Origin of the sequence: Neobacillus kokaensis (assembly GCF_014656545.1) — a bacterium.
Taxonomy (GTDB): domain Bacteria; phylum Bacillota; class Bacilli; order Bacillales; family Cytobacillaceae; genus Neobacillus; species Neobacillus kokaensis.
In genome coordinates this window covers 215613-241926 of the sequence record NZ_BNDS01000001.1, presented here as the reverse complement: position 1 = coordinate 241926, position 26314 = coordinate 215613, and the positions used below count along the sequence as shown (strand labels likewise).

24 protein-coding genes and 1 tRNA gene are annotated in these 26314 nt (G+C 39.1%); 6 read left to right on the top strand and 19 right to left on the bottom strand.

Annotated features, from left to right (window positions below; translation table 11 throughout):
- Positions 1 to 194: 194 nt before the first annotated feature.
- Positions 195 to 620 (top strand): DUF2621 domain-containing protein, encoded by a 426-nt coding sequence (locus tag IE222_RS01145; protein WP_191268860.1) that lies wholly within the window; start codon positions 195 to 197, stop codon positions 618 to 620.
- 271 nt (positions 621 to 891) lie between these two features.
- Here the strand turns inward: IE222_RS01145 and IE222_RS01140 are convergent, their stop codons facing one another.
- Complete coding sequence (locus IE222_RS01140) at positions 892 to 1371, bottom strand: CcdC family protein (RefSeq protein ID WP_191268858.1); 480 nt, start codon at positions 1369 to 1371, stop codon at positions 892 to 894.
- A 212-nt stretch (positions 1372 to 1583) separates the two neighbouring features.
- Positions 1584 to 2291, bottom strand: a complete 708-nt coding sequence (locus IE222_RS01135; protein WP_191268856.1) for a cytochrome c biogenesis CcdA family protein — start codon at positions 2289 to 2291, stop codon at positions 1584 to 1586.
- A 236-nt stretch (positions 2292 to 2527) separates the two neighbouring features.
- Here IE222_RS01135 and IE222_RS01130 point away from each other — a divergent pair, with 236 nt between their 5' ends.
- Positions 2528 to 2704 carry an aspartyl-phosphate phosphatase Spo0E family protein gene (locus IE222_RS01130; RefSeq protein WP_191268854.1) on the top strand — a complete coding sequence of 59 codons (177 nt, stop codon included), beginning with the start codon at positions 2528 to 2530 and terminating at the stop codon, positions 2702 to 2704.
- 75 nt (positions 2705 to 2779) lie between these two features.
- Here the strand turns inward: IE222_RS01130 and IE222_RS01125 are convergent, their stop codons facing one another.
- From IE222_RS01125 to yneA, 8 genes are all read right to left on the bottom strand, one after another.
- Positions 2780 to 4573 carry an ABC transporter ATP-binding protein gene (locus tag IE222_RS01125; RefSeq protein WP_191268852.1) on the bottom strand — a complete coding sequence of 598 codons (1794 nt, stop codon included), beginning with the start codon at positions 4571 to 4573 and terminating at the stop codon, positions 2780 to 2782.
- 4 nt (positions 4574 to 4577) lie between these two features.
- Positions 4578 to 6326 carry an ABC transporter transmembrane domain-containing protein gene (locus tag IE222_RS01120; protein WP_191268850.1) on the bottom strand — a complete coding sequence of 583 codons (1749 nt, stop codon included), beginning with the start codon at positions 6324 to 6326 and terminating at the stop codon, positions 4578 to 4580.
- Between the two features lie 173 nt (positions 6327 to 6499).
- Entirely contained in the window at positions 6500 to 6712 is a 213-nt protein-coding gene (locus tag IE222_RS01115; RefSeq protein WP_191268848.1) for a YneF family protein, read from the bottom strand.
- Between the two features lie 76 nt (positions 6713 to 6788).
- Positions 6789 to 7229, bottom strand: a complete 441-nt coding sequence (gene sirA, locus IE222_RS01110) for a sporulation inhibitor of replication protein SirA (protein WP_191268846.1) — start codon at positions 7227 to 7229, stop codon at positions 6789 to 6791.
- A gap of 203 nt (positions 7230 to 7432) precedes the next feature.
- Complete coding sequence (tkt, locus tag IE222_RS01105) at positions 7433 to 9439, bottom strand: transketolase (protein WP_191268844.1); 2007 nt, start codon at positions 9437 to 9439, stop codon at positions 7433 to 7435.
- 174 nt (positions 9440 to 9613) lie between these two features.
- Positions 9614 to 9844, bottom strand: a complete 231-nt coding sequence (locus IE222_RS01100) for a DUF896 domain-containing protein (protein ID WP_191268843.1) — start codon at positions 9842 to 9844, stop codon at positions 9614 to 9616.
- A 79-nt stretch (positions 9845 to 9923) separates the two neighbouring features.
- Positions 9924 to 10574, bottom strand: a complete 651-nt coding sequence (locus tag IE222_RS01095) for a YneB family resolvase-like protein (protein ID WP_191268841.1) — start codon at positions 10572 to 10574, stop codon at positions 9924 to 9926.
- 13 nt (positions 10575 to 10587) lie between these two features.
- Positions 10588 to 10911 (bottom strand): cell division suppressor protein YneA, encoded by a 324-nt coding sequence (gene yneA / locus IE222_RS01090; protein ID WP_191268840.1) that lies wholly within the window; start codon positions 10909 to 10911, stop codon positions 10588 to 10590.
- A gap of 157 nt (positions 10912 to 11068) precedes the next feature.
- On the opposite strand from yneA, the gene lexA reads away from it, so the two are divergent.
- Positions 11069 to 11692, top strand: coding sequence for a transcriptional repressor LexA (lexA, locus tag IE222_RS01085; protein WP_191268837.1), 624 nt, complete (start codon positions 11069 to 11071; stop codon positions 11690 to 11692).
- Between the two features lie 87 nt (positions 11693 to 11779).
- Here lexA and glnA read toward each other — a convergent pair whose 3' ends face one another.
- From glnA to miaA, 7 genes are all read right to left on the bottom strand, one after another.
- Positions 11780 to 13114 carry a type I glutamate--ammonia ligase gene (glnA, locus tag IE222_RS01080; RefSeq protein WP_191268835.1) on the bottom strand — a complete coding sequence of 445 codons (1335 nt, stop codon included), beginning with the start codon at positions 13112 to 13114 and terminating at the stop codon, positions 11780 to 11782.
- A gap of 27 nt (positions 13115 to 13141) precedes the next feature.
- Positions 13142 to 13543: a MerR family transcriptional regulator gene (locus IE222_RS01075; RefSeq protein WP_275671414.1), complete on the bottom strand. Its 402-nt coding sequence runs from the start codon at positions 13541 to 13543 to the stop codon at positions 13142 to 13144.
- 134 nt (positions 13544 to 13677) lie between these two features.
- On the bottom strand, positions 13678 to 14949 hold the full coding sequence (locus tag IE222_RS01070; protein WP_191268833.1) for a methionine gamma-lyase family protein: 1272 nt from the start codon (positions 14947 to 14949) through the stop codon (positions 13678 to 13680).
- 15 nt (positions 14950 to 14964) lie between these two features.
- On the bottom strand, positions 14965 to 16221 hold the full coding sequence (hflX, locus tag IE222_RS01065; RefSeq protein WP_191268831.1) for a GTPase HflX: 1257 nt from the start codon (positions 16219 to 16221) through the stop codon (positions 14965 to 14967).
- A gap of 174 nt (positions 16222 to 16395) precedes the next feature.
- A complete protein-coding gene (gene spoVK / locus IE222_RS01060; protein WP_191268829.1) occupies positions 16396 to 17346 on the bottom strand; it encodes a stage V sporulation protein K in 951 nt (316 codons plus the stop codon).
- Positions 17347 to 17495: 149 nt separating this feature from the next.
- On the bottom strand, positions 17496 to 17726 hold the full coding sequence (hfq, locus tag IE222_RS01055) for an RNA chaperone Hfq (RefSeq protein WP_191268827.1): 231 nt from the start codon (positions 17724 to 17726) through the stop codon (positions 17496 to 17498).
- 27 nt (positions 17727 to 17753) lie between these two features.
- Positions 17754 to 18710, bottom strand: coding sequence for a tRNA (adenosine(37)-N6)-dimethylallyltransferase MiaA (miaA, locus tag IE222_RS01050; RefSeq protein ID WP_191269341.1), 957 nt, complete (start codon positions 18708 to 18710; stop codon positions 17754 to 17756).
- A gap of 357 nt (positions 18711 to 19067) precedes the next feature.
- Here miaA and mreBH point away from each other — a divergent pair, with 357 nt between their 5' ends.
- Positions 19068 to 20075: a rod-share determining protein MreBH gene (gene mreBH / locus IE222_RS01045; protein ID WP_191268826.1), complete on the top strand. Its 1008-nt coding sequence runs from the start codon at positions 19068 to 19070 to the stop codon at positions 20073 to 20075.
- Positions 20076 to 20223: 148 nt separating this feature from the next.
- Here the strand turns inward: mreBH and mutL are convergent, their stop codons facing one another.
- Both mutL and mutS read right to left on the bottom strand, forming a co-directional pair.
- Positions 20224 to 22161, bottom strand: a complete 1938-nt coding sequence (gene mutL / locus IE222_RS01040; protein ID WP_191268824.1) for a DNA mismatch repair endonuclease MutL — start codon at positions 22159 to 22161, stop codon at positions 20224 to 20226.
- 21 nt (positions 22162 to 22182) lie between these two features.
- Positions 22183 to 24810, bottom strand: a complete 2628-nt coding sequence (gene mutS, locus IE222_RS01035) for a DNA mismatch repair protein MutS (protein WP_191268821.1) — start codon at positions 24808 to 24810, stop codon at positions 22183 to 22185.
- A gap of 198 nt (positions 24811 to 25008) precedes the next feature.
- On the opposite strand from mutS, the gene IE222_RS01030 reads away from it, so the two are divergent.
- On the top strand, positions 25009 to 25746 hold the full coding sequence (locus tag IE222_RS01030; protein WP_191268820.1) for a YwaF family protein: 738 nt from the start codon (positions 25009 to 25011) through the stop codon (positions 25744 to 25746).
- 204 nt (positions 25747 to 25950) lie between these two features.
- Positions 25951 to 26024: transfer RNA gene (locus IE222_RS01025), tRNA-Arg, on the top strand.
- Positions 26025 to 26314 lie beyond the last annotated feature (290 nt).

The following is a 26314-nucleotide window of genomic DNA, read 5'->3' as shown; positions in this document are numbered from 1 at the left end:
CTTAAACTTGTTTAATTTGTTATTGCAATCCCTATATTACAATGGAATATAGTATTTATCAATAAAAACGCCTGTATTGTCAATAATTCGACAACTTTTTCAATATTTTCTATTACAGATCTTTACTTGTCTTTTCGTCTTTAAAAAGACTATAATTATAAGATGAAATACTTGTGTTTTGTAGGTGAGAATTGATGCTGCATGGTTGGTTTTTATGGTTTATTCTATTTTGGGTTGTCTTTCTCGCAGGTATGATGGCGATTGGCGGCTATTTTATGTTTCGAAAATTTTTGAAGAAGATGCCAAAGGAAGACGGCAAATCGGTAATGGATTGGGAAGAGCATTATGTGAATGAATCCCGCCATTTATGGGGGCAGGAGGAAAAAGATCTGCTGGAGGATTTAGTCAGCCCTGTACCTGAACTCTTCCGCGATGTGGCCAGGCATAAAATCGCCGGAAAAATTGGGGAGATTGCCTTGAAAGAAAAATCCACTAAAATTACGGAAGATCTAGTGATCCGCGGGTATATTCAGGCTACACCAAAACGGGATCATAAATTTTTACGTAAAAAGCTTTTTGAGAATAAAATTGATGTTACTCCTTATGAGCATTTGTTTTAAACCGTCCTTTTCTCAGGACGGTTTTTTGTATAATTAAAGGCAAATTTTTTCTCCGTTTGAACGACATAAGTGAAATCTTATAAGTTCTAGGTATTCAGTTTTGCATTTTTATATACCTGTGCCTTATCGTCACCTCAATGTGCGAGCTCAGTCTATTTTTCTCCGAGTAAAGGTCATCCAACCTCTCTATGTAAACATCCCACTCAAATTTTCACCTGCATGTGCACATTAAGACAAAAAACACCGACCGAAATGATCAGTGTTTCCCCATTTATACAAGCTTTATCCCATGAAGCTCTTTATATAGTTTCATATATGAACGGTACATGGCAATTCGCCATGGCACAATCATGCTGAAGGCCAGCAGGAAGAACATACCGCTTAATTGTCCGAAGTCAATCGTACTGCTTAAGATCGTCTTAGCCACCAGACGGACAACTAGTAACCCAACTAAAATGAAAATAAAAGCCTTTGACCGTTTTAAATAAATATCATTATCACGAATTTCAAACTTCGAGGTTTTAATTAGTAAAATGGAAAACACCATACCTACAACCACAGCTTCAAGAATTTCCATTGGCGTTAACCTAAACTGCGGCACAATATACATTAGCGCCCCGCTTGACATAAAGACTGGCGGTAATAAGATCTTTTTTCCACTTGTTGGTTTCTTCGCTGCCTTCATTCGAACAAACAGAGCGAAAATACCCATTAATACTGCACCAATTGAAGAAACAACAACATAGTTCATGGATTCATTCTTCCCTTATCAACATATTTACGTTACTCATTATACTGTAAAAGCAGTGAAAATGAGAAAAAATTTTACTCAATTCTATTCCCAAATTTACATCCAACAAGGAACTAGATACAAAAAAAGGAAAAACCATTTAAACTAATTGTTAAATGGCCATTAATTGAGATTAAAGAATAACCTTCAATCTAGTATCCTTGAAATAACAATTAAAATCCAGTGAAATCCCCAAAAAACGTTTGAAAGATAGAAATAATCCTTGTCATCCAGTCAAAGAACAACACAATCCCCATCACGATCATAATATAGCCGCCAATTTTCATGATTTTCACGCTGTGCTTTCTAATCCATTTCATCCGGCCGATAAAGAATGATAAAATTAGGAAAGGAATTGCAAAACCTAATACATAGGCAATCATGTAAACAAGACCCGATCCCGGATTTGACGCAGCAAGCGTAAGGACTACCGCTAGAATAGGACCTGTACACGGTGTCCATCCTGCTGAAAATGCCATACCAATTAGGGCTGAGCCGATGTAACCAGATGGACGGTTTTTAAATTCGAAGCGGCGATCCTTCATCATAAAATCAGGTTTTAAAATTCCAACTATAACTAAACCAAAGAAAATAATAAAAATACCGCCAAGCTGCCGAATTAAATCCTTATATTCCCTAAAGAAACTTCCTATAAATGATGTTCCAAATCCCATTGCGATAAAAATGACTGAAAATCCAATCAGGAAAAATATAGTGTGCAACAAACTGCGTTTTTGCAGCATCGCATTTTCAGTTTTTAATTCATCAACAGACATACCCGTTATGTAAGATAAAAACGCTGGATATAGGGGTAAACAGCAAGGTGAGATAAAACTCAAAAATCCTGCCCCTAATGCTAAAAATATATTTACATCAGACATATTAACACTCCTACCATAGTCGATACCCTTTCATTCTAACAAAACTTTCACTTGAATGATATTGAATAAACTTGAATATTTTGTGACCAACAAAAACCTATAGTACTTAGATAATTTCTTCACAAAGACCTTTGAAAAAATTTACATCTTAGGTTATACTAGTAAAATAACGATAAAAGTCAAATTATGTCTATCTACACCAAAGTTTTGAAATCTATCCGGAAAGGACATTGGCCGTGATCAAAACAGAATTAGTTGCCCTAATCGAAAAAAAACGTGCTGAATTAATTAAAGCTGCTAATACAAACGGCTTAACATCCTCCGTTGCCATCCGCTGTAGTCAAGAGCTAGACCAACTATTAAATGAATATAATCGAAAATATATTAAAAGGGTCCCTTCTACATCCTATTAGTAGCCGGACAAGTTCAGAACAACAAATCATGATAAATGATAAAAGCCTGGTCTTTGAATCCCAGGCTTTTTCGCTTTAGTTGACCACATCCTCCAGGCGCTCTGCTGCCCCATTCTGGAGGAGAAACATTTTATGATATAAACCGCCATGTGCCAATAGTTCTTGATGCGTCCCACGCTCGACAATTTCACCCTTATGCAAAACAAGAATTAATTCCGCATCCTGAATCGTGGATAAACGATGAGCAATTGCAATCGTAGTTCTGCCTTTCCGCATGTTTGCTAAAGCAGTTTGAATTGCTTCTTCTGTTTCAGTATCAATATTAGCGGTTGCCTCGTCGAGAACTAAGATTTTAGGATTGGCAGCAATTGTCCTGGCGAAAGCAATCAATTGGCGCTGCCCGCTTGAAAAGGTAGAACCGCGCTCAACCACCTTATGATCATAACCATCATCCAGACGTTCAATAAAGGTATGGGCTTGAACAAACCTAGCAGCCTCTTCCACTACCCGATCTGTCATATGGCTGTTATGGAGGCGGATATTATCTTTAACAGTCCCATAGAACAAAAATGGATCCTGTAAAACTAAGCCCATTTTCTTTCTAAGTCCATTCTTTGAGAAATCGCGTATCGATTGTCCATCAATGAGGATATCACCACGTTCAAATTCGTAAAAGCGCATCATCAAATTAATGATTGAACTCTTGCCGCTGCCAGTATGGCCAACGAGCGCAACTGTTTCTCCGGGATTCGCAGTAAATGAAATATTTTTTAACACATCTCGTTTCCCATCATAGGAAAAGCTTATATTCTTGAATTCAATTTTCCCCTCAGCAATGGATTGAGGCTGCTCTTCATTCTGACAAGGTGCGAGCTGCTGTTCATCTAATAATTTGAACACTCGCGATCCAGCAACAATCGACTGCTGAAACAAGGAAAGACGCATCATCATCTGATTCACTGGTTCAAAAACTCGATCGAGGTAATTGATAAACGCATAAATTACCCCAATTTGAATGGAATACGTTAATGACGTTATTCCAAAATAACTTAATACAATAATTAATGCAAAAATATAAATTAAATCAATCGCTGGTCTTAATAATAGACCATCAATTTTGATATTTTTCATGCCGGCATCATAATGTTTCTCATTTATATTACCAAACTCTTTACGCAGACGTTTTTCTTGACGGAACACTTGGATGATGGACATACCTTGAAGCGATTCGCTGAGTTTCGCATTCAGCTGGCTGAGCCTTTCACGCATATCAAGATAAAATTTGGAGCTCATTTTTCGATATAACACGATGACAAAGATTAAGATTGGAACGATAATAACACAAAAGAACGCCAATTTTACATTCAATATAAACATGGTAATGAAGATCCCTGTTAGCAAAAACCCGCTTTGAATAAACGTGGAAATAACCGTAACAAACATTTCTTTGATAGCTTCAGTATCATTAGTGACTCGTGACACGATACTGCCGGCAGGCGTTTTATCAAAATATTTTAAACCAAGCGCCTGCACTTTTGAAAAAATATCAATTCTTAACTGCTGAATAATATATAATGCGATTTCCTGAAATTTTACTTGCTGAAAAAATAACAGGACTGATTTAACAATTTGAATGGTCATATAAGTGGACCCAAGAAAAAGCAATGGCTTAAATTCCAATTTGCCGGGCTGTAAGTAGTCATCTATAAAGATTTTAACTAAAATCGGCAGAATAATATCCCCAATCGTTGTTAATAGCAGCAGGAGAAAGGCCCAAGTAATCATTCTTTTATGTGGCTTTGTATAAGAAAGCAGACGAAATAAAACCTTTCTTTGCTCACGACCTGAAAGCTCTATTTTTTCTTCCATTTCATTATCCTCCATGCTCAACGAGTTCTTCAAGCTGCTGGTGTAAATACATTTTTTTGTACCAACCGCCTGCTTTCATCAGTTCCTCATGTGTTCCTTTCTCAATAATCCGGCCATCCTCCAAGACAATAATTTGGTTCGCATGCTGAATGGCACTTAGACGGTGAGAAGTAATAAAGGTTGTTTTCCCCTCACGGTTTTGTTTCAAGGAGGAAAGGATGGCCTCTTCAGTTTTCGCATCAACTGCCGACAGAGAATCATCAAGAATTAGAACCTCTGGATTCAAGAGGAGTGCCCGGGCAATCGAAATTCTTTGCTTTTGACCACCGGATAGGGAAACGCCCCGCTCCCCAACAACTGTATTATAGCCATGTGTAAACTGCAAAATATCATCATGAATATTGGCTAACCTTGCCGCATGTTCAACCTCATGAGCTGCAGCGTTTGGATTCGCGAACGCAATGTTTTCAGCTACATTAGCGGAGAATAAAAAGTGATCCTGCGGCACATATCCAATTGCTTCCCGTAATTTATTTAGTTTATAGTCTAGGATTCTAGCGCCTCCAAACAGAATCTCCCCTTGGTACCCTTCAAATTCTCGAATTAATAGCTTCAATAATGTTGTTTTTCCCGAACCAGTCTTCCCTACAATTCCAAGTGTTTCTCCTCTAGTAAGGTTAAAATGGATATCCTTTAGGGCAGGCCGTGATTCTCCTGGATACGTAAATTCAGCCAGCCGATATTGAATGTCGCCGCATGGAACAATCTCTAAAGCGTTTTCCTTATCGGTAATGTCCACCTTTTCTCTTAAAAGCCCTGAAACACGATCATAGGAAGCACGGCCGCGTTCAACAATGTTAAACAACCAACCGAAAGCGAGCATTGGCCAAATTAATAAACCTAGATAGGTAGTAAATGAGATTAATTGTCCGATCGTCAATTCCCCGTTCAGGACATACTTTCCCCCGAACACAATGGCAAAGAAGAAGGAAATGCCCGTAATAATCGAAATTGTCGGATCATAAAGAGAATCAATTTTTGCGACGAGCATATTTTTTTTTACAACATCCTCTGATTGTTTCCTGAAATCTTCGATATCTTCTTGTTCCTGTCCGAACGTTTTGATTACTTTAATCCCCATAATGCTTTCTTGGGTTTTGTCATTAAGGGATGAAAACGCTTCCTGTGCTTTATAAAAACTTTTATGGAGCATTGTCCCAAACCAACTGGTCAACAACGCCATAAAAGGCATGGGGATCAAACAAATTAAGGTTAATTTCCAGCTAATTGTAAAAGCCATAGCAATAATCACAAAGCCCCCGGTTGACAGAGAATCAACTAATGTCAGCACCCCAGCCCCTGCCGTTTGCTGAATAGCTGCCAGGTCGTTCGTTGCATGGGCCATTAAATCTCCAATTCGGCTCTTTTGATAAAAGGCCGGGGACATATTGGTAAAGTGATGATACAAACGATTCCTCAAAATTTTACTTAGCTTGACTGCCGAACCGAAAATCATGATACGCCAATAATACCTTAAGACGTACATGACCAGCCCAGTTACGACAAGTACTAACATCCACTTGATAAGCAATCCCCTTGTCATCGTTCCTTCGTTAACATGGTCAGCGATTAAACCAATTACTTTTGGCGGAACGAGCTGAAGCAATGCGACGAGCAACAATAGGAAAACTCCGGAAATATACGACTTTTTCTCCTGTTTAAAAAACCAGCCCAATTGTAGAAATACCTTCATAAATCCGCCCCCAAAACACATTTGAAGTCTTTTTAGCACTTAAAAGTTAAATATGATTAAACATTTAGGTTCTCGAAGTTTCATTTTAACAAATATTTGTAAAATAATAAAGATTAAGACACAAGTTTTATTCCAAGAAAAAAGCACCCATATAAAATGAGTGCTTGTCCGTTTTATTTCATTTGCTTGTTCATTGCCTGCATCATTTGGTTGATCTTCTTTTGAGAAGGCTTCATACCCATTTGCATCATCATTGTTTTTAACATTTGTTCATTAATCGGTGGATTTTTCTTTAAATAGCTCATCATATATTTGCGAGCGATGAAAAATCCTAGCGCTACACCAGCAACTAATGCTAGTATACCTACTAGAATGTACATACCCATTCAACTTCCTCCTTCATGTTGTCTACCATACAACAGTGTACTAAATAAAACGGATTTAGACAATATTTCGTTTTATTTAGACAAATTTTCTTTCCTTAATGGGCTTAAGCCAGCCGAACTGCTCATGTTCAAGGTCGATTGCTAGAAATGATGATTCGCACTTTCTGAGCACTTCAAAAAAAGCAGTCTCTGCCTCATAACTTCCTTGTGCCTCAACTGTAATTAAATCTTGAAATACTTCTAACTTTGCCATACTTATTTTTCCACTTAATTCAATGGTATATGCACCACGTTCCGCTTTAAATCCCTTTGTTCTTCCTAGTTGTTTTTGAATAAGTTGATGAATCTTTAAAACCTCTAATTTTTTGGATATATAGTCAATTTGTCTTTTGGTAATAAATTTTAGCTCGCCGTTCGCATTTTGATGTTCTTGAAAAAGTTGAAAAAACAATCGTTCTCGTCCGAAGTAATGAGCGGCAAATTCATCTTCTATTAAATAAAGCTGATATATTCTCACACAGACCTCTCCTTCGCTGACAACTCTTTTTTTCATTATAGAAAAGAAGTCACGAAACATTTGTCTTACGGCGGCAAAAACTTTCACTAATTTTGTCGAATTGAAATCTATCCTCTATTATTTATACAAATTCGCTATACAGCCAGATTTTCCTCCCACAAAAAAGAGAGTACGGATTAATTCCGTACCCTCGTGATGCATTTCTATTTTTGTAAAAGTCCTTTTACTAAAGATACAACATTATTAACGTTAAAGCCGTATTCATCCATCACTTTTTCACCTGGTGCAGAAGCTCCAAATTTATCAATTGCTAGTACTTCACCTTCATCACCAACATATTTATGCCAGCCTAGTGATGCACCAACTTCAATACCAAGACGTTTTTTCACATTCTTTGGAAGGACAGAATCTTTATATTCCTTGGTTTGAGCTTCAAATCGGTCCCATGAAGGCATACTTACTACAGAAACTTCTACACCTTCTCCTGCTAGTATCTTTTGCGCTTCCACTGCTAGACTCACTTCCGAGCCGCTTGCGAGTAATAAGGCATCTGGAGTTTCTTTGTTGGTTGGAGCAACCACATATGCCCCTTTCGAAACACCCTCATATGCATTTTGGTCTGTTCCTTTTAATGTCGGCAAGTCTTGACGGGTTAAAACTAGAGCTGTTGGCTTGTTAGTAGATTCTACTGCTAATTTCCATGCTGCAGCCGTTTCATTACCATCAGCTGGACGAATTACTGAAAGATTCGGCATCGCACGTAATGCTGCTAGCTGCTCAATAGGTTCATGAGTAGGTCCATCTTCACCAACCGCAATACTATCATGTGTAAATACATATGTTACTGGAAGGCCCATTAAGGCAGCAAGACGAATGGCTGGGCGCAGATAATCAGAGAAAACAAAGAATGTTCCTCCAAATACTTTCACTCCACCATGAAGGGCAATACCATTCATTGCAGCACCCATCGCAAATTCACGAACACCAAACCAAATATTTCGGCCTTCATATGCACCTGGCATATAGTCGGTTGTTCCTTTAATCATGGTTTTATTCGATCCGGCAAGGTCTGCTGAACCGCCAATTAGAATCGGCAGGTTTTTAGCAATTCCATTTAACGCTTCTGCTGATGAAGCTCGGCTTGCAAGGCCTTTTCCTTCACTATAAACTGGAATATCTTTATCCCAGCCTTCAGGGAGCTCATGCTTTAATGCCAGGTCAAGCTGTGCGGCAAGTTCTGGATACTCGTTTTTGTATTGTTCAAAAAGTTCGTTCCACTCTTTTTCCTTCTTCTCGCCATTTTCTACAATCAACTTGTGGAAGTTCTCGTAAACGCCCTCTGGAACAAAGAAATCTTCCTCAAAGGTCCATTTGTAAGCCTCTTTTGTCAGTTTTAATTCATCTGCTCCAAGCGGTGCACCGTGAACGCCTGAAGTACCTGAACGATTAGGAGAACCATAGCCTATAACCGTTCTTACTTCAATCATAGTCGGTCTGTCGAGATCATTTCTTGCTTCTTCAAGGGCAGATGAGATTTCTTCAAGATTATTTCCATCTTCCACACGAAGATATTGCCATCCGTATGCTTCGAAACGCCCCTTTACACTTTCAGAGAATGATTTGTTCAAGTCACCGTCTAGAGAAATATCGTTTGAATCATAAAGGACGACTAAACGACCTAACTTTAAGTGGCCAGCTAGGGAGGCTGCCTCAGCGGAAACGCCTTCCATTAAGTCCCCATCACCGCAGACACTGTATGTAAAATGGTTCACAAGTTCGTATTGATCCTTGTTATAAACACTTGCTAAGTGTCTTTCTGCCATTGCCATACCAACTGCCATTGCTATGCCCTGACCAAGCGGGCCAGTTGTTGCTTCTACCCCATCTGTATGCCCAAATTCCGGGTGTCCTGGTGTTTTGCTTCCCCATTGACGGAATTGTTTTAAATCCTCCATGGATAGATTATAGCCTGATAAATGAAGCAGACTATATAATAATGCTGACCCATGCCCTGCAGATAAAACAAATCGATCGCGGTTAAACCAATGAGGATTTTTTGGATTGTGGTTCATAAATCTGGTCCATAATGTGTAAGCCATTGGAGCTGCCCCCATTGGCATACCTGGATGTCCTGAATTCGCTTTTTCGATAGCATCGATCGATAGCGTCCGGATTGTGGAAATGGATAAATCATCAATCGTATTAAACATTAATTACATCCTTTCTCTATACACTAGCAAAATGAATACAACTTTAATAATATAGTGCAACAAAATTTTATTCAACAAATTACCGCTGATAAAAACGGTTAATCTTAATTTTACACAGAAATATTTTTATATGTAAAAAAAAAGGAATACAAAACAGGTGTATTCCTAGTAAATTCAATGAAGATTATTCTTTTTTCTTGCCTTAAGTTTAGCTGGTGTTACGTCATTTCCTAATGGATCAATAAACTTAGTATTCGTTAATGTATCTAGCATATTCGAGCGAAAAACTGCCAAATACTCACTTCTTAGCTTTGATTGCTCTTTAGCTTCTATTTCGGTTAAACCTGTTTCTTTTGATTTTCTTGCCAGTTCATTGATTCTAGCTAATTTTTCCTTGGATAGCATTCAGGCACATCCTTTCAAAAACTACTTGCATAAAAAATAATTTACTAAAAAAAAGCCATAATGACAAGGAAATTAGCTTTTATTCCTCTTTTTGCTGTTCTAAATATTCTTGGTATCTCCTATGTACAGTTGCTTTAGATATATTATATCCAAATCCCCTCATAGTAGCTGCTATTTCAGAAAAAGTCAGTCCATTTTTGCGCAGCCTGTCAATTTCTTCAATGGGTACTTCAATTCGTTCTCTGCCTGAATGCTCGCCTAGATTGTCTAAATTTCTCTCCGGTCTGTACCCTTGCTGAACCGCCCGCTTCATTCCCCGCTTTATTTTCACATTATGAAGCTTTCGCTGATATTCCTCTACCATACTAACGATTTTAAGTACCATAGAATCAGATTCTGACAGCTGCAGTTCGCCATTATGGGAAATACTGAAAAGTTTAATGCCTTCTTTTAAAATACAGTGTAAAAGGGCAATTTTGGCGTTGCCCCTTCCCAGTCTTGTTTCATCCTGAATTAAAACTGCCTGGACGCTTGGATCTTTAATCCTTTCAAGGAGCTCAAGAATCCCATCTCTTTCAAAATCGTATCCGCTTGCCTGCTCTTTAATAATCTTATCAATTTCCAATCGATTCCTTGCTGCTAACTGAATTAACTCTTCTTCTTGGCGTTCAAGGGAAGTTTCCTGAGTTTCTTTCTTTGTACTTACTCGGCAGTAGATTATGGCTTTCATACTTTTTTCCTTTCTATTGCTCAGGGCCACTTGCTAATTCTCCAGGAGACAGGATTTTGTTGCTAACTGGAATGATAATCTCTTCCCCCGGGTATATTTTGTCCTCGGTATTCTTATTATGTAATTTTACCCAATTGACGAAATCTTCGTTTGAGAGTGAATGCTGGTCAGCGTATTGTTTTGATAGTTTCCAAAGTGAATCCCCTTCAGAGACTGTAATCTTTAAGTATTGTTCCGATTCCTCGGGACTGTTCTGAAACGAAATGATAGCGGCAAAAGAAAAACTTAATAAAATTAGAATAATAGCATATGAGTATTGGTTCCATAGTTTCTTCATCACAAAACACCTCTTAACAGAATGTACGTTCGTTATTTGATTTTATTATAATCCGAACGTTTGTTTTATGTCAACATTTTTTCGAACTTATGTTTGTATAACATTTACGAACATGGTATAATTAAGCCAACAAAACCCAGGCGAGGTGCATTTTATCATGGTAAAAATATCAAAACGTCAACAGGATATTCTTGAGTTCATCAAAGATGAGGTTAAGAGTAAAGGTTATCCACCTTCCGTTCGTGAAATTGGCGAAGCTGTTGGACTAGCATCAAGTTCAACTGTTCACGGTCATTTAGCTAGACTAGAAAGTAAAGGTCTTATTAGACGAGACCCAACCAAACCTAGGGCTATTGAGATATTGGAAGTGGATGAAAATGCCCATATTCCGAGAAATCAGGTTGTGAATGTGCCTATATTAGGGAAGGTAACGGCCGGTCTTCCGATTACTGCAATTGAAAACATTGAGGAATATTTTCCGCTCCCAGAAAGATTAGCACCAACTGACGAGCAGGTATTTATGCTGGAGATTATGGGTGAGAGTATGATTGAAGCAGGTATTCTCGATGGTGATTACGTAATCGTAAAGCAGCAGCAAACTGCAAACAACGGTGATATCGTCGTTGCAATGACTGAAGAAGATGAAGCAACTTGTAAGAGATTTTTCAAGGAAAAAGACTATATCCGTTTGCAGCCGGAAAACTCCACAATGGAACCAATCATTTTAAATAATGTATCTATATTAGGAAAAGTCATTGGCGTTTATCGTCACATTCATTAATAAAAACAGCCGGCATCTTTTTCATGCCGGCATTTGTTCTATTTACAATTGAAAGCCCCGGCACGTTAGCCGGGGCTTTCACATTTTTTAATACATTGACATATATTGCTCACGTTCCCACGGGTGGACAACGGTACGGAACATATCCCATTCAATCTCTTTTGCATCTACAAACCGCTCAAAGATGTGCTCCCCAAGTGCAGAAACAATCACCTCATCTGATTTTAATAAATCTAATGCTTGAGCCAGTGTAGCCGGCAGATCCAAAATCCCTTCTTCCATACGCTCTTCCTTGCTCATCACATAAATATTACGGTCCACTGCTGCAGGTGGAGTTAATTTATTCTTAATTCCATCAAGACCAGCTTTCAGAAGAACGGCCATAGCCAGGTAAGGATTTGCTGACGGATCCACACTACGAACCTCACAGCGTGTACTTAAGCCGCGTGATGCCGGAATACGCACAAGCGGTGAACGGTTTTGCGCTGACCAAGCTACATAGCATGGTGCTTCATAGCCAGGAACAAGCCGCTTGTATGAGTTTACAGTTGGGTTGGTAACCGCGGTGAAGTTTGGCGCATGCTTAAGAATTCCTGCGATAAACTGGCGGGCCGTGTCACTCATTTGTAAGTCTCCAGTTGGGTCGAAAAAGGCATTTTCACCACTGTTAAATAAAGAAAGATTCATGTGCATCCCTGAACCTGCTACTCCAAACAACGGTTTTGGCATGAAGGTAGCATGTAATCCATGCTTTCTGGCAATTGTTTTTACGACAAGTTTAAATGTTTGAATTTGGTCGCAGGCAGTTAATGCATCGGCATATTTAAAATCAATTTCGTGCTGCCCTGGAGCCACTTCATGGTGAGAAGCTTCAATTTCAAATCCCATTTCTTCAAGTTCAAGAACGATATCACGACGGCAGTTTTCCCCAAGGTCTGTAGGTGCGAAGTCAAAATATCCGCCTTTATCATTTAGCTCTAATGTCGGTTCCCCTTTTTCATCTAGCTTAAACAAGAAGAATTCTGGCTCTGGTCCTAAGTTAAAATCCGTAAAGCCAAGTCCCTTCATTTCTTCTAAAACGCGTCTCAAGTTGTTACGAGGATCTCCAGCAAAAGGAGTACCGTTTGAATTGTAAATATCACAAATTAGACGGGCTACCTTTCCTTTTTCCGCTGTCCACGGGAACACAACCCAAGTATTTAAATCAGGATATAAATACATGTCAGATTCTTCAATTCGCACAAATCCTTCGATTGATGAACCATCAAACATCATTTTGTTATCTAGCGCTTTTTCTAATTGACTAATTGGAATTTCAACATTCTTAATTGTCCCAAGGATGTCCGTGAATTGCAGGCGGATAAATTTAACATTTTCCTCATTTGCCAACCGTTTGATATCTTCTCTTGAATACTTTGCCATGATCATACCTCCGATGTAATTTTAAATTTAATGAAAAAACCGTGAAAGGTCACCTTGACGCAATGACGAACGGTTCAATCTTCCCGAATGAAGCAATTCGTTGCGAAGCAGCTTTCTTAGCTGTTCGTCAGTTAACTCACGCTTCTCCTTTTTCATCTGCTGCTCCTGTTCATTTGCATGCTGTTGTTTGACCAGGAATAGCTGTTTAATTCCAGCCATGTTCACTCCTTGATCAATTAAATCTTTAATTTCTAACAGCCTGTCAATATCATTTAAGCTAAAAAGACGCCTGTTTCCCTCTGTTCTGGCCGGAGAAATTAATTGGTGTTCTTCATAATATCGGATTTGTCTTGCTGTTAATTCTGTCAGCTGCATGACAGTTCCAATGGGAAACAGAGGCATTGAACGGCGAATTTCTTTCCCACTCACCTAATTTCTCCTCCTTCAAAAAAATTTATATTGCAATTATATTTGGTGACAGAAAAGTTGTCAAGTTCATGTCAGAAAACCTAACATGACTTTTTCTAAAAAAAGAACAGCTAGTAAAAGCTGTCCATAATGTTTTATTTTATTTCGATTAATCGTTTTTCGAGTAAATGATCGATTGCTAAACAAACCGCCATTTTTACATGTGCATATGTTAGACCGCCCTGTACATAAGCAACATATGGAGGGCGAATCGGTCCATCTGCTGTAAGTTCAATGCTTGCGCCTTGTATGAAGGTGCCTGCAGCCATAATGACATCATCCTCGTATCCAGGCATATAGCTAGGATATGGTGTAACATAAGAATTTATCGGTGAAGCAAACTGAATGGCTTGGCAAAAAGCAATCATTTTTTCACGGTCATCAAACTGAACGGATTGAATTAGGTCAGTTCGTTCGGCGTCCCATTTCGGCGAGGAGTTCATCCCTAGTTTTTCAAGTGTTGCTGCTGTAAATACAGCCCCCTTTAAAGCCTGTCCGACAACATGTGGTGCTAGAAAGAAGCCCTGATACATTTCCTGAAGACTATATAATGATGCTCCTGCTTCCGCGCCAATTCCAGGTGAGGTCAAACGATAGGAGCAGGCTTCTACCCATTCTTTCTTTCCGACGATATAACCGCCTGTTTTGACAATTCCGCCCCCGGGGTTCTTAATCAGCGAGCCTGCCATAAGATCTGCTCCTACATGGCAAGGTTCCATTTCTTCTACAAACTCCCCGTAGCAGTTATCCACAAACACAATAACATCCTGTTTGATTTCTTTTACAAATTTAATCATTTCTCCAATTTCGCTAACTGTAAAGGACGGTCTTGTGGCATAACCCTTAGAACGCTGAATGCCGATCATTTTTGTATTCGGCTTTATTTTTTTCTCCACCTGCTCCCAATTAATCCCGCCATTATTTGTCAATGATACACTGTCATATGAAATTCCAAATTCCTTTAATGAACCGACACCGTTCCCTCGTATACCAACGATTTCCTCAAGCGTATCATATGGTTTACCGGTAATATAGAGCAGTTCATCACCGGGGCGAAGCACACCAAATAAGGCTATTGAAATGGCGTGTGTTCCTGAAATGATTTGCGGGCGAACAAGTCCTGCTTCACCACCAAAAACATCGGCATATACCGATTCCAGCGTATCTCTGCCAGTATCATCATAACCATAGCCTGTTGATGGAATGAAATGAGTATCACTGACTCTATGCTTTTGAAAACTTTTTAGTACACGAAATTGATTTGATTCTATTCGTTCGTCGATTTTTTTATGTACTTCCGTTATTTGCTGTTCGACTTCCTTTACAATCCTTTGTAGCTTTTCCCCATTTTGTAACTGTTGAAACATGTTGTAAACTCCTATCTAACCTTTATATTTCTGCAATTGCCCTGTAATATGATGATCTCTCAGCGAGTACCCTTTGCAGTGGTACATTTGGGTATCTTCATCAAATTTTAGTTCTCTTAAAATCGTATCGTTCTTTAATTGTGATAATAATTTTCCTTCTGTTGAAGGAACCTGCACTTCATAGGAATCCATTAAACCCACCATGACCTGTTCAATCTTACCTTTTAAAGCCTGACGGTCTTCCCTGTTAAAGGCGCTGATAAAAATGGACGGCGTGTCAGCCGTTGGCACGAAATCAGGATGTTTGATATCCCTTTTATTGTAAGCCGTTATTTGCGGAACATTTTTTACATCCAGTTCTTCAAGCAGCTTACCGACCGTTTTTTCATGTTGATAGTAATCTGGGTTAGACATATCAACCACCTGAAGGATTAAATCAGCTTCCTTTACCTCTTCTAGAGTCGAGCGGAAAGCCGCAATTAAGGCAGTTGGCAAGTCCTGAATAAAACCGACCGTATCCGTAATCAGCGCATGATATCCGCTAGGCAGAATTAATTTACGTGTCATTGGGTCAAGTGTCGCAAACAGCTGATTTTCTTCATAGGACTCCGCTTCTGATAATCTGTTGAACAAAGTAGACTTTCCGGCATTCGTATATCCAACTATTGCAATTTGGAAGGCTTTATTCTTTTTTCTTCTTTCCCGATACCGGTCTCGATGCTGAACAATAACGGATAGCTGTTCTTTAATATCATCGATTCGGCGGCGGATATGCCGTCGATCTGATTCAAGCTTTGTTTCCCCAGGTCCTCTCGTCCCAATTCCCCCGCCAAGCCTTGACAATGCCGTCCCCTGCCCGGCAAGTCGTGGAAGTATGTATTGTAACTGCGCAAGTTCAACCTGCAATTTACCTTCTTTCGAACGGGCTCTTTGTGCAAAAATATCTAAAATAAGCTGCGTCCTGTCAATGATCCTGGCATCAATTTCAGAAGCTAGGTTTCGTTTTTGACTTGGAGACAATTCGTCATTAAAAATGACGATTTCCGCCTCCAGTTCCTCAACAAGCAGCTTAAGCTCTTCTACCTTTCCTTTACCGATATATGTAGCAGGATGAAGACGTTCCCGTTTTTGAACAACAGTGGCCAATACTTCACCTTGGGCAGTTTCCGTTAAGGAAACTAGCTCTTCCATTGAGTAGCTGAAACGTGCATCATCGTCCGATGTTTGACAGCCAACAAGAACAGCTGTTTCTTTTGTATTCTTTTGTTCCAAAGAACATCACCCTTTCCCAAGAACTCTACTTCACATCATAACAAAAAACACAATAATACTCTAATAACGTTAATAATTTTATTGTTCTGTAAAAAAGAAGAATTATAATCATCCAGCTTTAAAATTCAAACAAAAAACGGCGGATTGTTTAAAATCTGCCGTTTATTTTAATTCCTATCCATCCTCGTCAAAGACCAAGTCATTACTCCTAATCGTCATTAAATCATGTCTGTCATAGCTATTGACCATCAACAGTCTCATCGCCTGAGCACGAATTGATTTTTCAATAATATTTCGAACATAGCGTCCATTTGAGAAACTGGTAGGACTTAAAACTGCCTTGACCCAAATTAAATGATCTTTTAATTTCTTCTCGGCCCCGTGGCTTAACAAATACTCTCTCTCCACAAGCATTCTAGCGGAAATTTCCATTAATTGTTCTATACTATAATCAGGGAAATCAATCACCAGTGGAAAGCGGGAATGTAAACCAGGATTTAATGATAAAAAATATTCCATTTCACGAGAATAGCCTGCAAGTATAAGGATAAACTCATGCTGTTTATCCTCCATATGCTTCACAAGCGTATCAATGGCTTCCTTGCCGAAATCTTTTTCACCTCCACGGCCTAAAGAGTAAGCTTCATCAATAAACAAAATCCCGCCTTGTGCTTTCTTAATTAAATCTCTTGTCTTTTGTGCTGTATGGCCAATATATTCACCAACAAGATCTGCCCGTTCCGCTTCAATCAGATGCCCTTTTGATAAGACATTCATTTTTAGAAACAATTTGCCTATCAGCCTTGCAACGGTTGTTTTGCCTGTACCGGGATTTCCTTTAAACATCATATGGAGCGCCTGCTTTTTTGCTTTCAACCCCATATCCTCACGTTTTTTATTCACATAAATCCAGGCATAAATTTCTTTTATCATTCGTTTCATTTCTTCCATACCAACTAAAGCTTCAAGCTCCTCTTCAATTTCCTTTAGGGCTGAATGCTCTGGGGGAATGACCTTTGGAGCAACTTGAAAGTCAGGTAATTCTTTTGTGATGTTTTTTCGTTTTGGGGAATTGAGAACAACCTTTATTTGGCCATTGCTTTTCATTCGATTTGGTTGGTCCAAAGCTTTCACCTCTTTTCTTGCGAACACCTTGCGTAGAATAAGCATAATCCTTCATTTTATTTGTATTCACAGTCCGGTGAAATCATTATTATTTCCTAGAGAAATAAAAAGAGCCCGAAGAATGGGCCCTTGTGTTTAATGGTTATGTTTTATTGCTGTTCTAATTCAAGCTGAACATTTCTTTGCGGAGCAAACGTAGAAATGGCATGTTTATAGACTAATTGCTGCTTTCCTTCTGATTCAAATAGAACTGTAAAATTATCAAAGCCTTTAATGCAGCCTCTTAATTGGAATCCATTTAACAGAAATACCGTAACATGAGTATTGTCTTTACGGCATTGGTTTAAAAATTGGTCCTGAATGTTAATCGTCGTTTTCATTATGAATATCCTCCTCTTTTATCTCTACTAATATGTATTCGATTTTATTTGAAGCTTTCCTTCAACGTATTGTGAAATTTCCGCTTCTTTTTTTGACAAATTGTTCACATTTGTTATATCAAACCATTTTACCTCCATTTTGTTACGAAACCATGTTAATTGTCTTTTGGCATATCGCCGGGAGTTTTGCTTTAGTTTCTCGACAGCCTCATCAAGTGAGATTTCACCATCCATGTATTGATAAATCTCTTTATAACCAATTGCCTGGATCGATTGGCAACCCCTTAGACCCGATTGATAAAGCTTTTTGACTTCTTCTAAAAGTCCTTGCTCCATCATTTGATCAACCCGGGCATTAATCCGTTCATAGAGCTTTTCCCGTTCCATCGTCAAACCGACAATTGCTGTATCGTACAATACCTCATTTTGCCCTGTGTTTTCATATTCATCCTTTGTTTTTCCAGCTTGATGATAAATTTCGAGGGCTCTAATCACTCTTCTGACATTATTCGGATGAATATCCGCAGCACTCTTTGGGTCAACCTTCAATAACTCCTGGTGCAGGACTTCATGCCCCAATTCATCTGCTTTCTGTTCAAGCTGCCTGCGGAAATTCTCATCTCCTGTCACATCGGAAAAATTATAATCATTGATAACAGACTGAATATATAATCCTGTTCCACCAGCAATGATTGGCAGCTTTCCTCTATCGGTAATCTCCGAAATTTTCTCTCGAACGAGCTGTTGGAATTCTGCTGCAGAGAAACTTTCATTTGGCTCTTTTATATCAATTAAATAATGGGGAATTCCTTCCATCTCATCCTCGCGTATTTTTGCCGTGCCTATATCCATTCCAAGGTAGATTTGCATGGAATCCCCGCTGATAATTTCGCCGTTAAATCGTTTAGCCAATTCAATACTTAGCTTTGTTTTTCCTACTGCAGTCGGTCCAATAATAACCAATAATTTTTCTTTTGCATCCAATATTTTCACACTGCCTCTATTTTCAATTTCAGCGGAAAGAACGAGCCTTCCACACCTATGGTATCACAATTTTTAAAAAGCAGTTGAACATCTAACAAGTATATACAAAAAAATAAATTCTATGCGCGAAGGATATATTAATTTATTTTTTCATCTATTACAAAATAGATATCTTTTGCGTGCTAAGTTACAAAACTTTAACGGTTAAATTACAAACAGCTTTCTACCCACAGAATCATGATAAGCTTGTTCGTATGTTATTTTGTAAAAATAACACGAAATTTGTCAGATCAGCTTAGGAAACACGGGGTCGGTTCTTCTGTTTCCTGCAAAAATATATGAAAAAAGGTGAAAATCATGTTACAAACATTTGATATTGGAATTGATTTAGGAACAGCAAATATTTTAGTGTATAGCAAAAATAAGGGGGTTGTCCTTAATGAGCCCTCCGTTGTAACAATTGATACAGTGACAAAAAATGTGGTAGCCGTTGGTGCAGAGGCAAAAGAAATGATCGGTAAAACACCGGAAAAAATTATGGCTATCCGCCCATTAAAGGATGGCGTGATCGCAGACTTTGATGTGACAACCGAAATGCTTAAGCAAATTATGAAGAAGGCATCCAAAAAAATGGGCTTAGCCCTTAGGAAGCCTAATGTGGTGGTTTGTATTCCATCCGGTTCAACAAGCGTTGAAAGAAGAGCGATTCAGGACGCAGTTAGAAATGCCGGAGCCAAAAAAATCATCTTGATTGAAGAGCCAGTTGCGGCAGCAATTGGTGCAGGATTACCTGTAGATGAGCCTGTTGCTAATGTGGTAGTTGATATTGGAGGCGGGAATACAGAAGTGGCGATTATCTCTTTTGGTGGTGTTGTTTCTTATCATTCGATTAAGATTGGCGGTGATCGCCTTGATGATGATATTATTCAATACGTCCGTAAAGAGTACAATGTACTTATAGGGGAAAGAACAGCTGAAAATGTGAAAATGGAAATTGGTTATGCGCTTATTGATCACGAAGAAGCTTTTATGGATGTCCGCGGTCGTGACCTTGTTACTGGACTGCCGAAAACTGTGAAACTATCATCCTATGAAATTCGCAATGCGATGAAAGAAGACTTTCTGCATATTTTAGAGGCAATCCGAGCTACACTTGAAGATTGTCCTGCCGAGTTAAGCGGTGATATTGTCGATCGCGGCGTTATCTTAACTGGCGGCGGAGCATTAATGAATGGGATGAAAGAATGGTTAAGCAAAGAAATTTTCGTCCCTGTCCAGCTAGCTGAAAGTCCGCTAGAATCTGTTGTACTCGGCACAGGAAAAGCACTTAAATATGTTGGTAAGCTTGTAACTGTTGCACGATAATTGTTTTTTTACGGAATAAAATTATTTTTTTAAGATGACAGGGTTTTGTTTTTCATCGGTCTTATAAATTTTTATCCCTAAAATCCCCATTACCCTGAAAAAAAACAAGTCCGATTCACACAAAAATGGAATCGGACTTGTTTATATGCTACATAACCCGTTTAAACATCTTTTCCATTTCATAAATGGAATAATGGACAATTATCGGTCTGCCATGCGGACATGTAAACGGATCGGATGCTTTTCTTAGGTCATCTAACAAGGCTTGGATTTCATCATTCCGAAGATGGCGGTTCGCTTTAATCGATGCTTTACAGCTCATCATAATCGCTGCTTCTTCACGGAGTTTTTTAATATCCACCTTTTTCATTGCCAGCAGCTGCTCAATCATATCTTCAATGATTTGCTTCTCTTCGCCTTTTGGGAACCATTGCGGATGGGATCTGATAATAAAGCTGTTTAAGCCAAACTCCTCAAGAAACACTCCAACCTTCTCGAGTTCTTCCTGATGCTCCATAATTTTCACATATTCATCCGTCGAATATTCAAAGGTTAATGGCACAAGCATTTCCTGCAGTTCTGACGTCACTTGCCCAACCTTGTCCCGAAAGTACTCATACTTTAACCGTTCTTGGGCTGCATGCTGATCAATGATATATAGGCCATTTTCGTTTTGAGCAAAGATATAGGTTCCATGCATCTGCCCAATCGGATACATCCGCGGGACCCGGCTCTCGTTTTCCGTTGCTGCCAAGTCAGTACTCGGTTCAATGTGTTCCTCAGGATCATCATTCATAATGTCGACCTGAAAAGAATCCTCATCCTCTACGATGGATTGGACTTTATTTGTCACATATTCTTGCTCTTCATGGACATTCTGCTTTGTATCGGAAAATGTTAAAGCAGGAGCCTTGTATACTGGTTTCTGAAATGTTTCATAAACAGCAGGCTCTAAATTTGGCTGCACTTCATGTAAAATACCAGCATTGCCTCTCGGTACCACAGCCTTTGACAAAAACGTCCCTTCATTAAGATCCAGTGCCGTCTGTTCAGATTTCACACTTTCTTTTTTCACTGAAGAATACGATGTGGGAATCAAAACTTTTGACTTAAACTCGTTCTTAATCATATTTGTAACCAGCTCATTAAGTTCTGCTTCTTTACTAATCCGTACTTCCATTTTAGATGGATGGACGTTGACATCGACAAGTAAAGGATCCATTTCAATATTTAATAAGACAAGCGGATAACGGCCAATTGGCAATAATGTATGATAGCCTTCTTGAATCGCCCGAACAAGCGCATAATTTTTTATAAACCTGCCATTAATCATCGTTGAAATATAGTTTCGAGATGCTCGCGTTACTTCCGGCATCGAAGCATATCCAGTGATTTTGTAATCCAATGATTCTGCTGAAACGGGGACAAGCTGCTTGGCAATACTCATACCGTAAATGGCCGCAAGTACTTGGCGGACATCTCCGCTTCCGTTGGTTTGCAGCAGCTGACGTTCATTATGGATTAACCGAAAAGCCACCTCCGGATGCGCCAGAGCGAGACGATTCACGACGTCCGTTATATTTCCTAGTTCTGTATGAATCGTCTTCATGTATTTCAAGCGAGCAGGTGTGTTAAAAAACAAATCCGTTACAGTTATATCCGTCCCCCGTCTGCTTGAAGCCTTCTCAAACGTTATCACCTTACCGCCTTCCACAACTACTAAACTGCCAGGCCCATCCCCAGTGGATGTCTTCATTTCAAGCCTAGAAACAGAAGCAATACTTGGCAAAGCCTCACCGCGGAAGCCGAGTGTGCGAATTCGAAATAAATCATTTTCATCTTTTATTTTACTTGTGGCATGCCGGTGAAATGCCAGAAGCACGTCATCCTCTTCAATCCCGTTCCCGTTATCGGTGATACGGATTTTGGCCAATCCCGCTTCCTCTACTTCAATTTCAATTACGGTGCTCCCAGCATCGACCGCGTTTTCCACTAGTTCTTTCACAACTGAGGCGGGGCGTTCGACTACTTCTCCCGCCGCTATTTTATTCGATAGGGCATCGTCTAATTGAATGATCTTCCCCATTTTTCCGCCTCCTTGTTATCTTTAGCCTTTTACCTTTTTTTGCAGCTCATAGAGCATATTAATCGCCTGAAGAGGTGTAATATCTAATAAATCTAACTCGCGAATTTTTTCTAACACTTTTTTCTCTTTAGAAGATAATTCCGCTTTCTTAACTTCCTTCGGCTCATCAAAGAATGACAGCTGGGCAGCAGGCTGTTCTGTAGACTTTTGTTCTTCGGCTGCTGTTGCGGTTTTGTCTTCCTTCACTGCAGGGATTATTTCAACCCCGACTCCCGGCTGCTCTAAGGCAGTTAATATTTCGTTTGCACGGTCGATTAATTCTTTAGGCAGTTCTGCTAACTGTGCCACATGAATCCCATAGCTCTTATCAGCCGGTCCTTCTTTGATTTTATGAAGAAACACAACCTTGCCGTTATGTTCAATCGCGCTAACATGAATGTTCTTTAATTTACTTAATTCTTCCTCTAACACTGTCAGCTCATGATAGTGCGTGGAAAATAAGGTTTTTGCGCCAATTCGGTTATGAATATATTCAATAATCGCCTGCGCTAATGCCATTCCGTCATAGGTTGAAGTCCCGCGCCCAATTTCATCAAATAAAATTAAACTGTTCTGGGTGGCGTTGGCAATTGCATTTTTCGCTTCCAGCATTTCGACCATGAACGTGCTTTGCCCGGAAATTAAGTCATCCGCAGCACCAATCCGGGTAAATACTTGATCAAAAATCGGCAGCACTGCTTCTGTGGCCGGAACATAACAGCCAATTTGGGCTAAAACCGATGTCAATGCAATCTGACGCATAAACGTACTTTTACCGGACATATTTGGACCAGTGATCAACAGAATTTCACGGTCAGGATCCATAATACAGTCATTCGGTACATATTCCTGTGAGTTTAATACCTTTTCAACTACCGGATGACGACCATCCTTAATCATCACACGGCGCTCATTAGAAAATTGCGGCTTCACATAACGGCGGTTTTCACTAACCTGGGCAAAGCATTGCAAGACATCAAGCTCGCTGACTGTCTTGGCCAAAGCCTGCAGACGGGGAATATATTCCTTAACGATTTCACGAATTTCCGCAAACAAGTCATATTCCAGTTCGCCGATTTTTTCTTCGGCTTGTAAAATTAACGCTTCTTTTTCTTTTAATTCGGGAGTAATAAAACGCTCCGCATTCGTTAATGTCTGCTTCCGCTCATATCGGCCTTCTTCTAATAAATGAAGATTAGCTCTTGTCACTTCAATATAATAGCCAAATACTCTGTTGTATCCAATCTTCAGCGATTTAATCCCGGTCTTTTCACGTTCCTCTCGCTCCAGCTGGGCAATCCACGTCTTTCCGTTTCGGCTGGCATCGCGATATTGATCAAGCTGTTCATTGTAGCCATCACAAATGATGTTCCCCTCTTTTAATGAAAGTGGAGGATTTTCAACAATTGCCTGCTCCAATAAGTCGGTAACCTCTTCACATGGATCAAGATGTTCAGCAATTCCATTCATTTCTTCATTCTGCATGCTTAAGAGGATTTGTTTTAAGAAAGGCACCTGCATCAACGAACGCTTTAACTGAACTAAATCACGAGCATTCACATTTCCAAAAGCAACCCGGCCGGCTAAACGCTCTAAATCATATACTTCCTTCAATTTTTCCCGTAGTTCCTGACGTTCAAAAAAATGGTTCATGAACACATCCACAAGATTGTGTCGATGTTCAATTTCGTTCTGGTCAATTAATGGGCGGTCAATCCAATGCTTTAGCATTCTGCCGCCCATTGCGGTAATCGTTTCATCTAAAAGCCATAATAAAGAACCCTTTTTCCCTTTAGAACGGATGGTTTCGGTTAATTCAAGGTTCCTTTTGGAATAGTAATCAATCTTCATAAATTGATGAATCTGATAAGTGGTCACTGGCTGCAAGTGGTCAAGACTTCTTTTTTGGGATCGATACAAGTAGTTAAACAGCCTTGCCGCAGCTTGTTTTAATTTTTCCTGATTCAGTTCTTCTAATAGATGGGCAAATTGCATTTCTATTGAACTATTATCTTCAAAGGAAATCGCCAGCACATCACGCTCACGCATTTTCTTTTGGAGCTCACCGTCAAAGCTGCTGGCAACAACGACTTCCTTCGCACCTAAAACGGCCAATTCATTCAACACATCATCAAAATTGCTTGAAAGTAACGTAACTTTACTCTCGCCTGTTGAAATATCATTATAAGCTACAGCAAATGTTTGATCCTCAAATGCTGTAATTGAGGCAATATAATTGTTTTCTTTATCAGTGAGCCCTTTCCCCTCCATCAGTGTTCCCGGTGTGATCAGTTGGACAACTTCACGCTTCACCATACCTTTAGTTTGTTTCGGGTCTTCCATTTGCTCGCATATCGCAACTTTGTACCCTTTTGAAATCAGCTGTTCAATATAATTAGCTGCGGAATGATAAGGAACGCCGCACATCGGAATCTTTTCCTCGAGGCCACCTCCACGGCTTGTTAACGTAATTTCTAATTCCTGCGATGCTTTGATGGCATCGTCAAAAAACATTTCGTAAAAATCTCCAAGGCGAAAAAATAAAAAGGCATCCTGATAATCTGCCTTAACTGTTAAATATTGTTGCATCATTGGCGTGTAAGCTGCCATCATGAACCCCCACTGCTTTTAATTCTTCGAGTATCTTCGACATATTATTATAACATAAACCATACTGACTTTATCAGAATGAAAAATCTTCTATTAAGAATAAGCCCTATGGACTAAGAGATGTCCAACGGTGTCGTAATATTCAAATTTATTTAAGTTATTGTCACATGTTATGATATTTATAAGGGCGGTGGATGTATGGAGTGGTTTGGCGGAAGCAATAAAAATTATCAGTTTGAAATGTTTTCAGACAGCCATTTTGCTATTTTAGCGCTTTTATTAATTGTTTCTATTGGAATTTTTCTTTTGAAGAAAAAACTTGGAGCTATAAATTTACAAGCTGCTGAAATTGGCTTATCAGCATCGCTTATCATGTTGGAAATAACTTATCATCTCTGGATGATTAGTACTAGCACCTGGAATAGCAGTCACTCCATTCCGTTAGAATTATGCAACATCAGCTTTTTCTTAACTATTTTACTGTTAATCACAAAGAAAAAGCTATTCTATGAAATTCTTTTATTCACCGGTTTATTAGGGGCGTCACAGGCTTTAGTTACGCCATTATTATCCTATGACTTCCCGCACTTTCGCTTTTTCCACTTCTTCTGCACCCACTTAATGATGATTTGGGTGCCATTATATTTTACTTGGGTTAAAGGTTACCGGCCAACTATTTGGTCTGTTGTCAAATTATTGGTGTTTTTAAATGTACTAATGCCGGTGGTAATGTTCATCAATAAACTAGTCGCAGGTAATTATATGTTTCTAAGTCAAAAACCAAACAGCTCAAGCCTGCTGGACTTTTTAGGACCATATCCGCTTTATATCATTTCAATGGAAGGACTGCTAATTGTGCTGAGTTTGATTGTCTGGCTCGCCTTTCGTGAAAAAACAGAACTTCAAGAAAAAGCACCAAAATATTTCGCAAATTAAGCATTTTTATTTGACCTTTTTCGATTAACTTATTATAATAAATATCGTTCCTTAAATTGTCCTTTTAGCTCAGCACGAATGAATCAGCTTCTAAGAATTATCATCAAGCGTACTGACCGAACCGCTTCTTGAATATGCTTTCTGAGATCAGGATGGGATTTTTAGATTTAAGTGTACAAAAAAACCTATAATTCGTTATTACTTGTCCTAGTAGCTCAGCAGGATAGAGCAACAGTTTCCTAAACTGTAGGTCGGAGGTTCGAATCCTCTCTGGGACGTACAAAAACCCTTGCTATAGCAAGGGTTTTTCTGTTATATCCTGTTATAGTCATAACTTTTAAACAGGATTTTTGCCACCAATGTGCCACCAAACACTACCAATAGCTACCCATAAAAGCCTAAAATAACTAAGATGGTAATCTAAAACAGGATATTGTTAATAACCCGAGTGATTATCTTTACGCTCAGCCTTTTTCTGCTCCCTTTTAGAGTCCTTATGAATCACATATTTAATGCAATAATCTTTCAATTTAATCGGCATACCATCCCCCTTTCTCGACAACCTGCA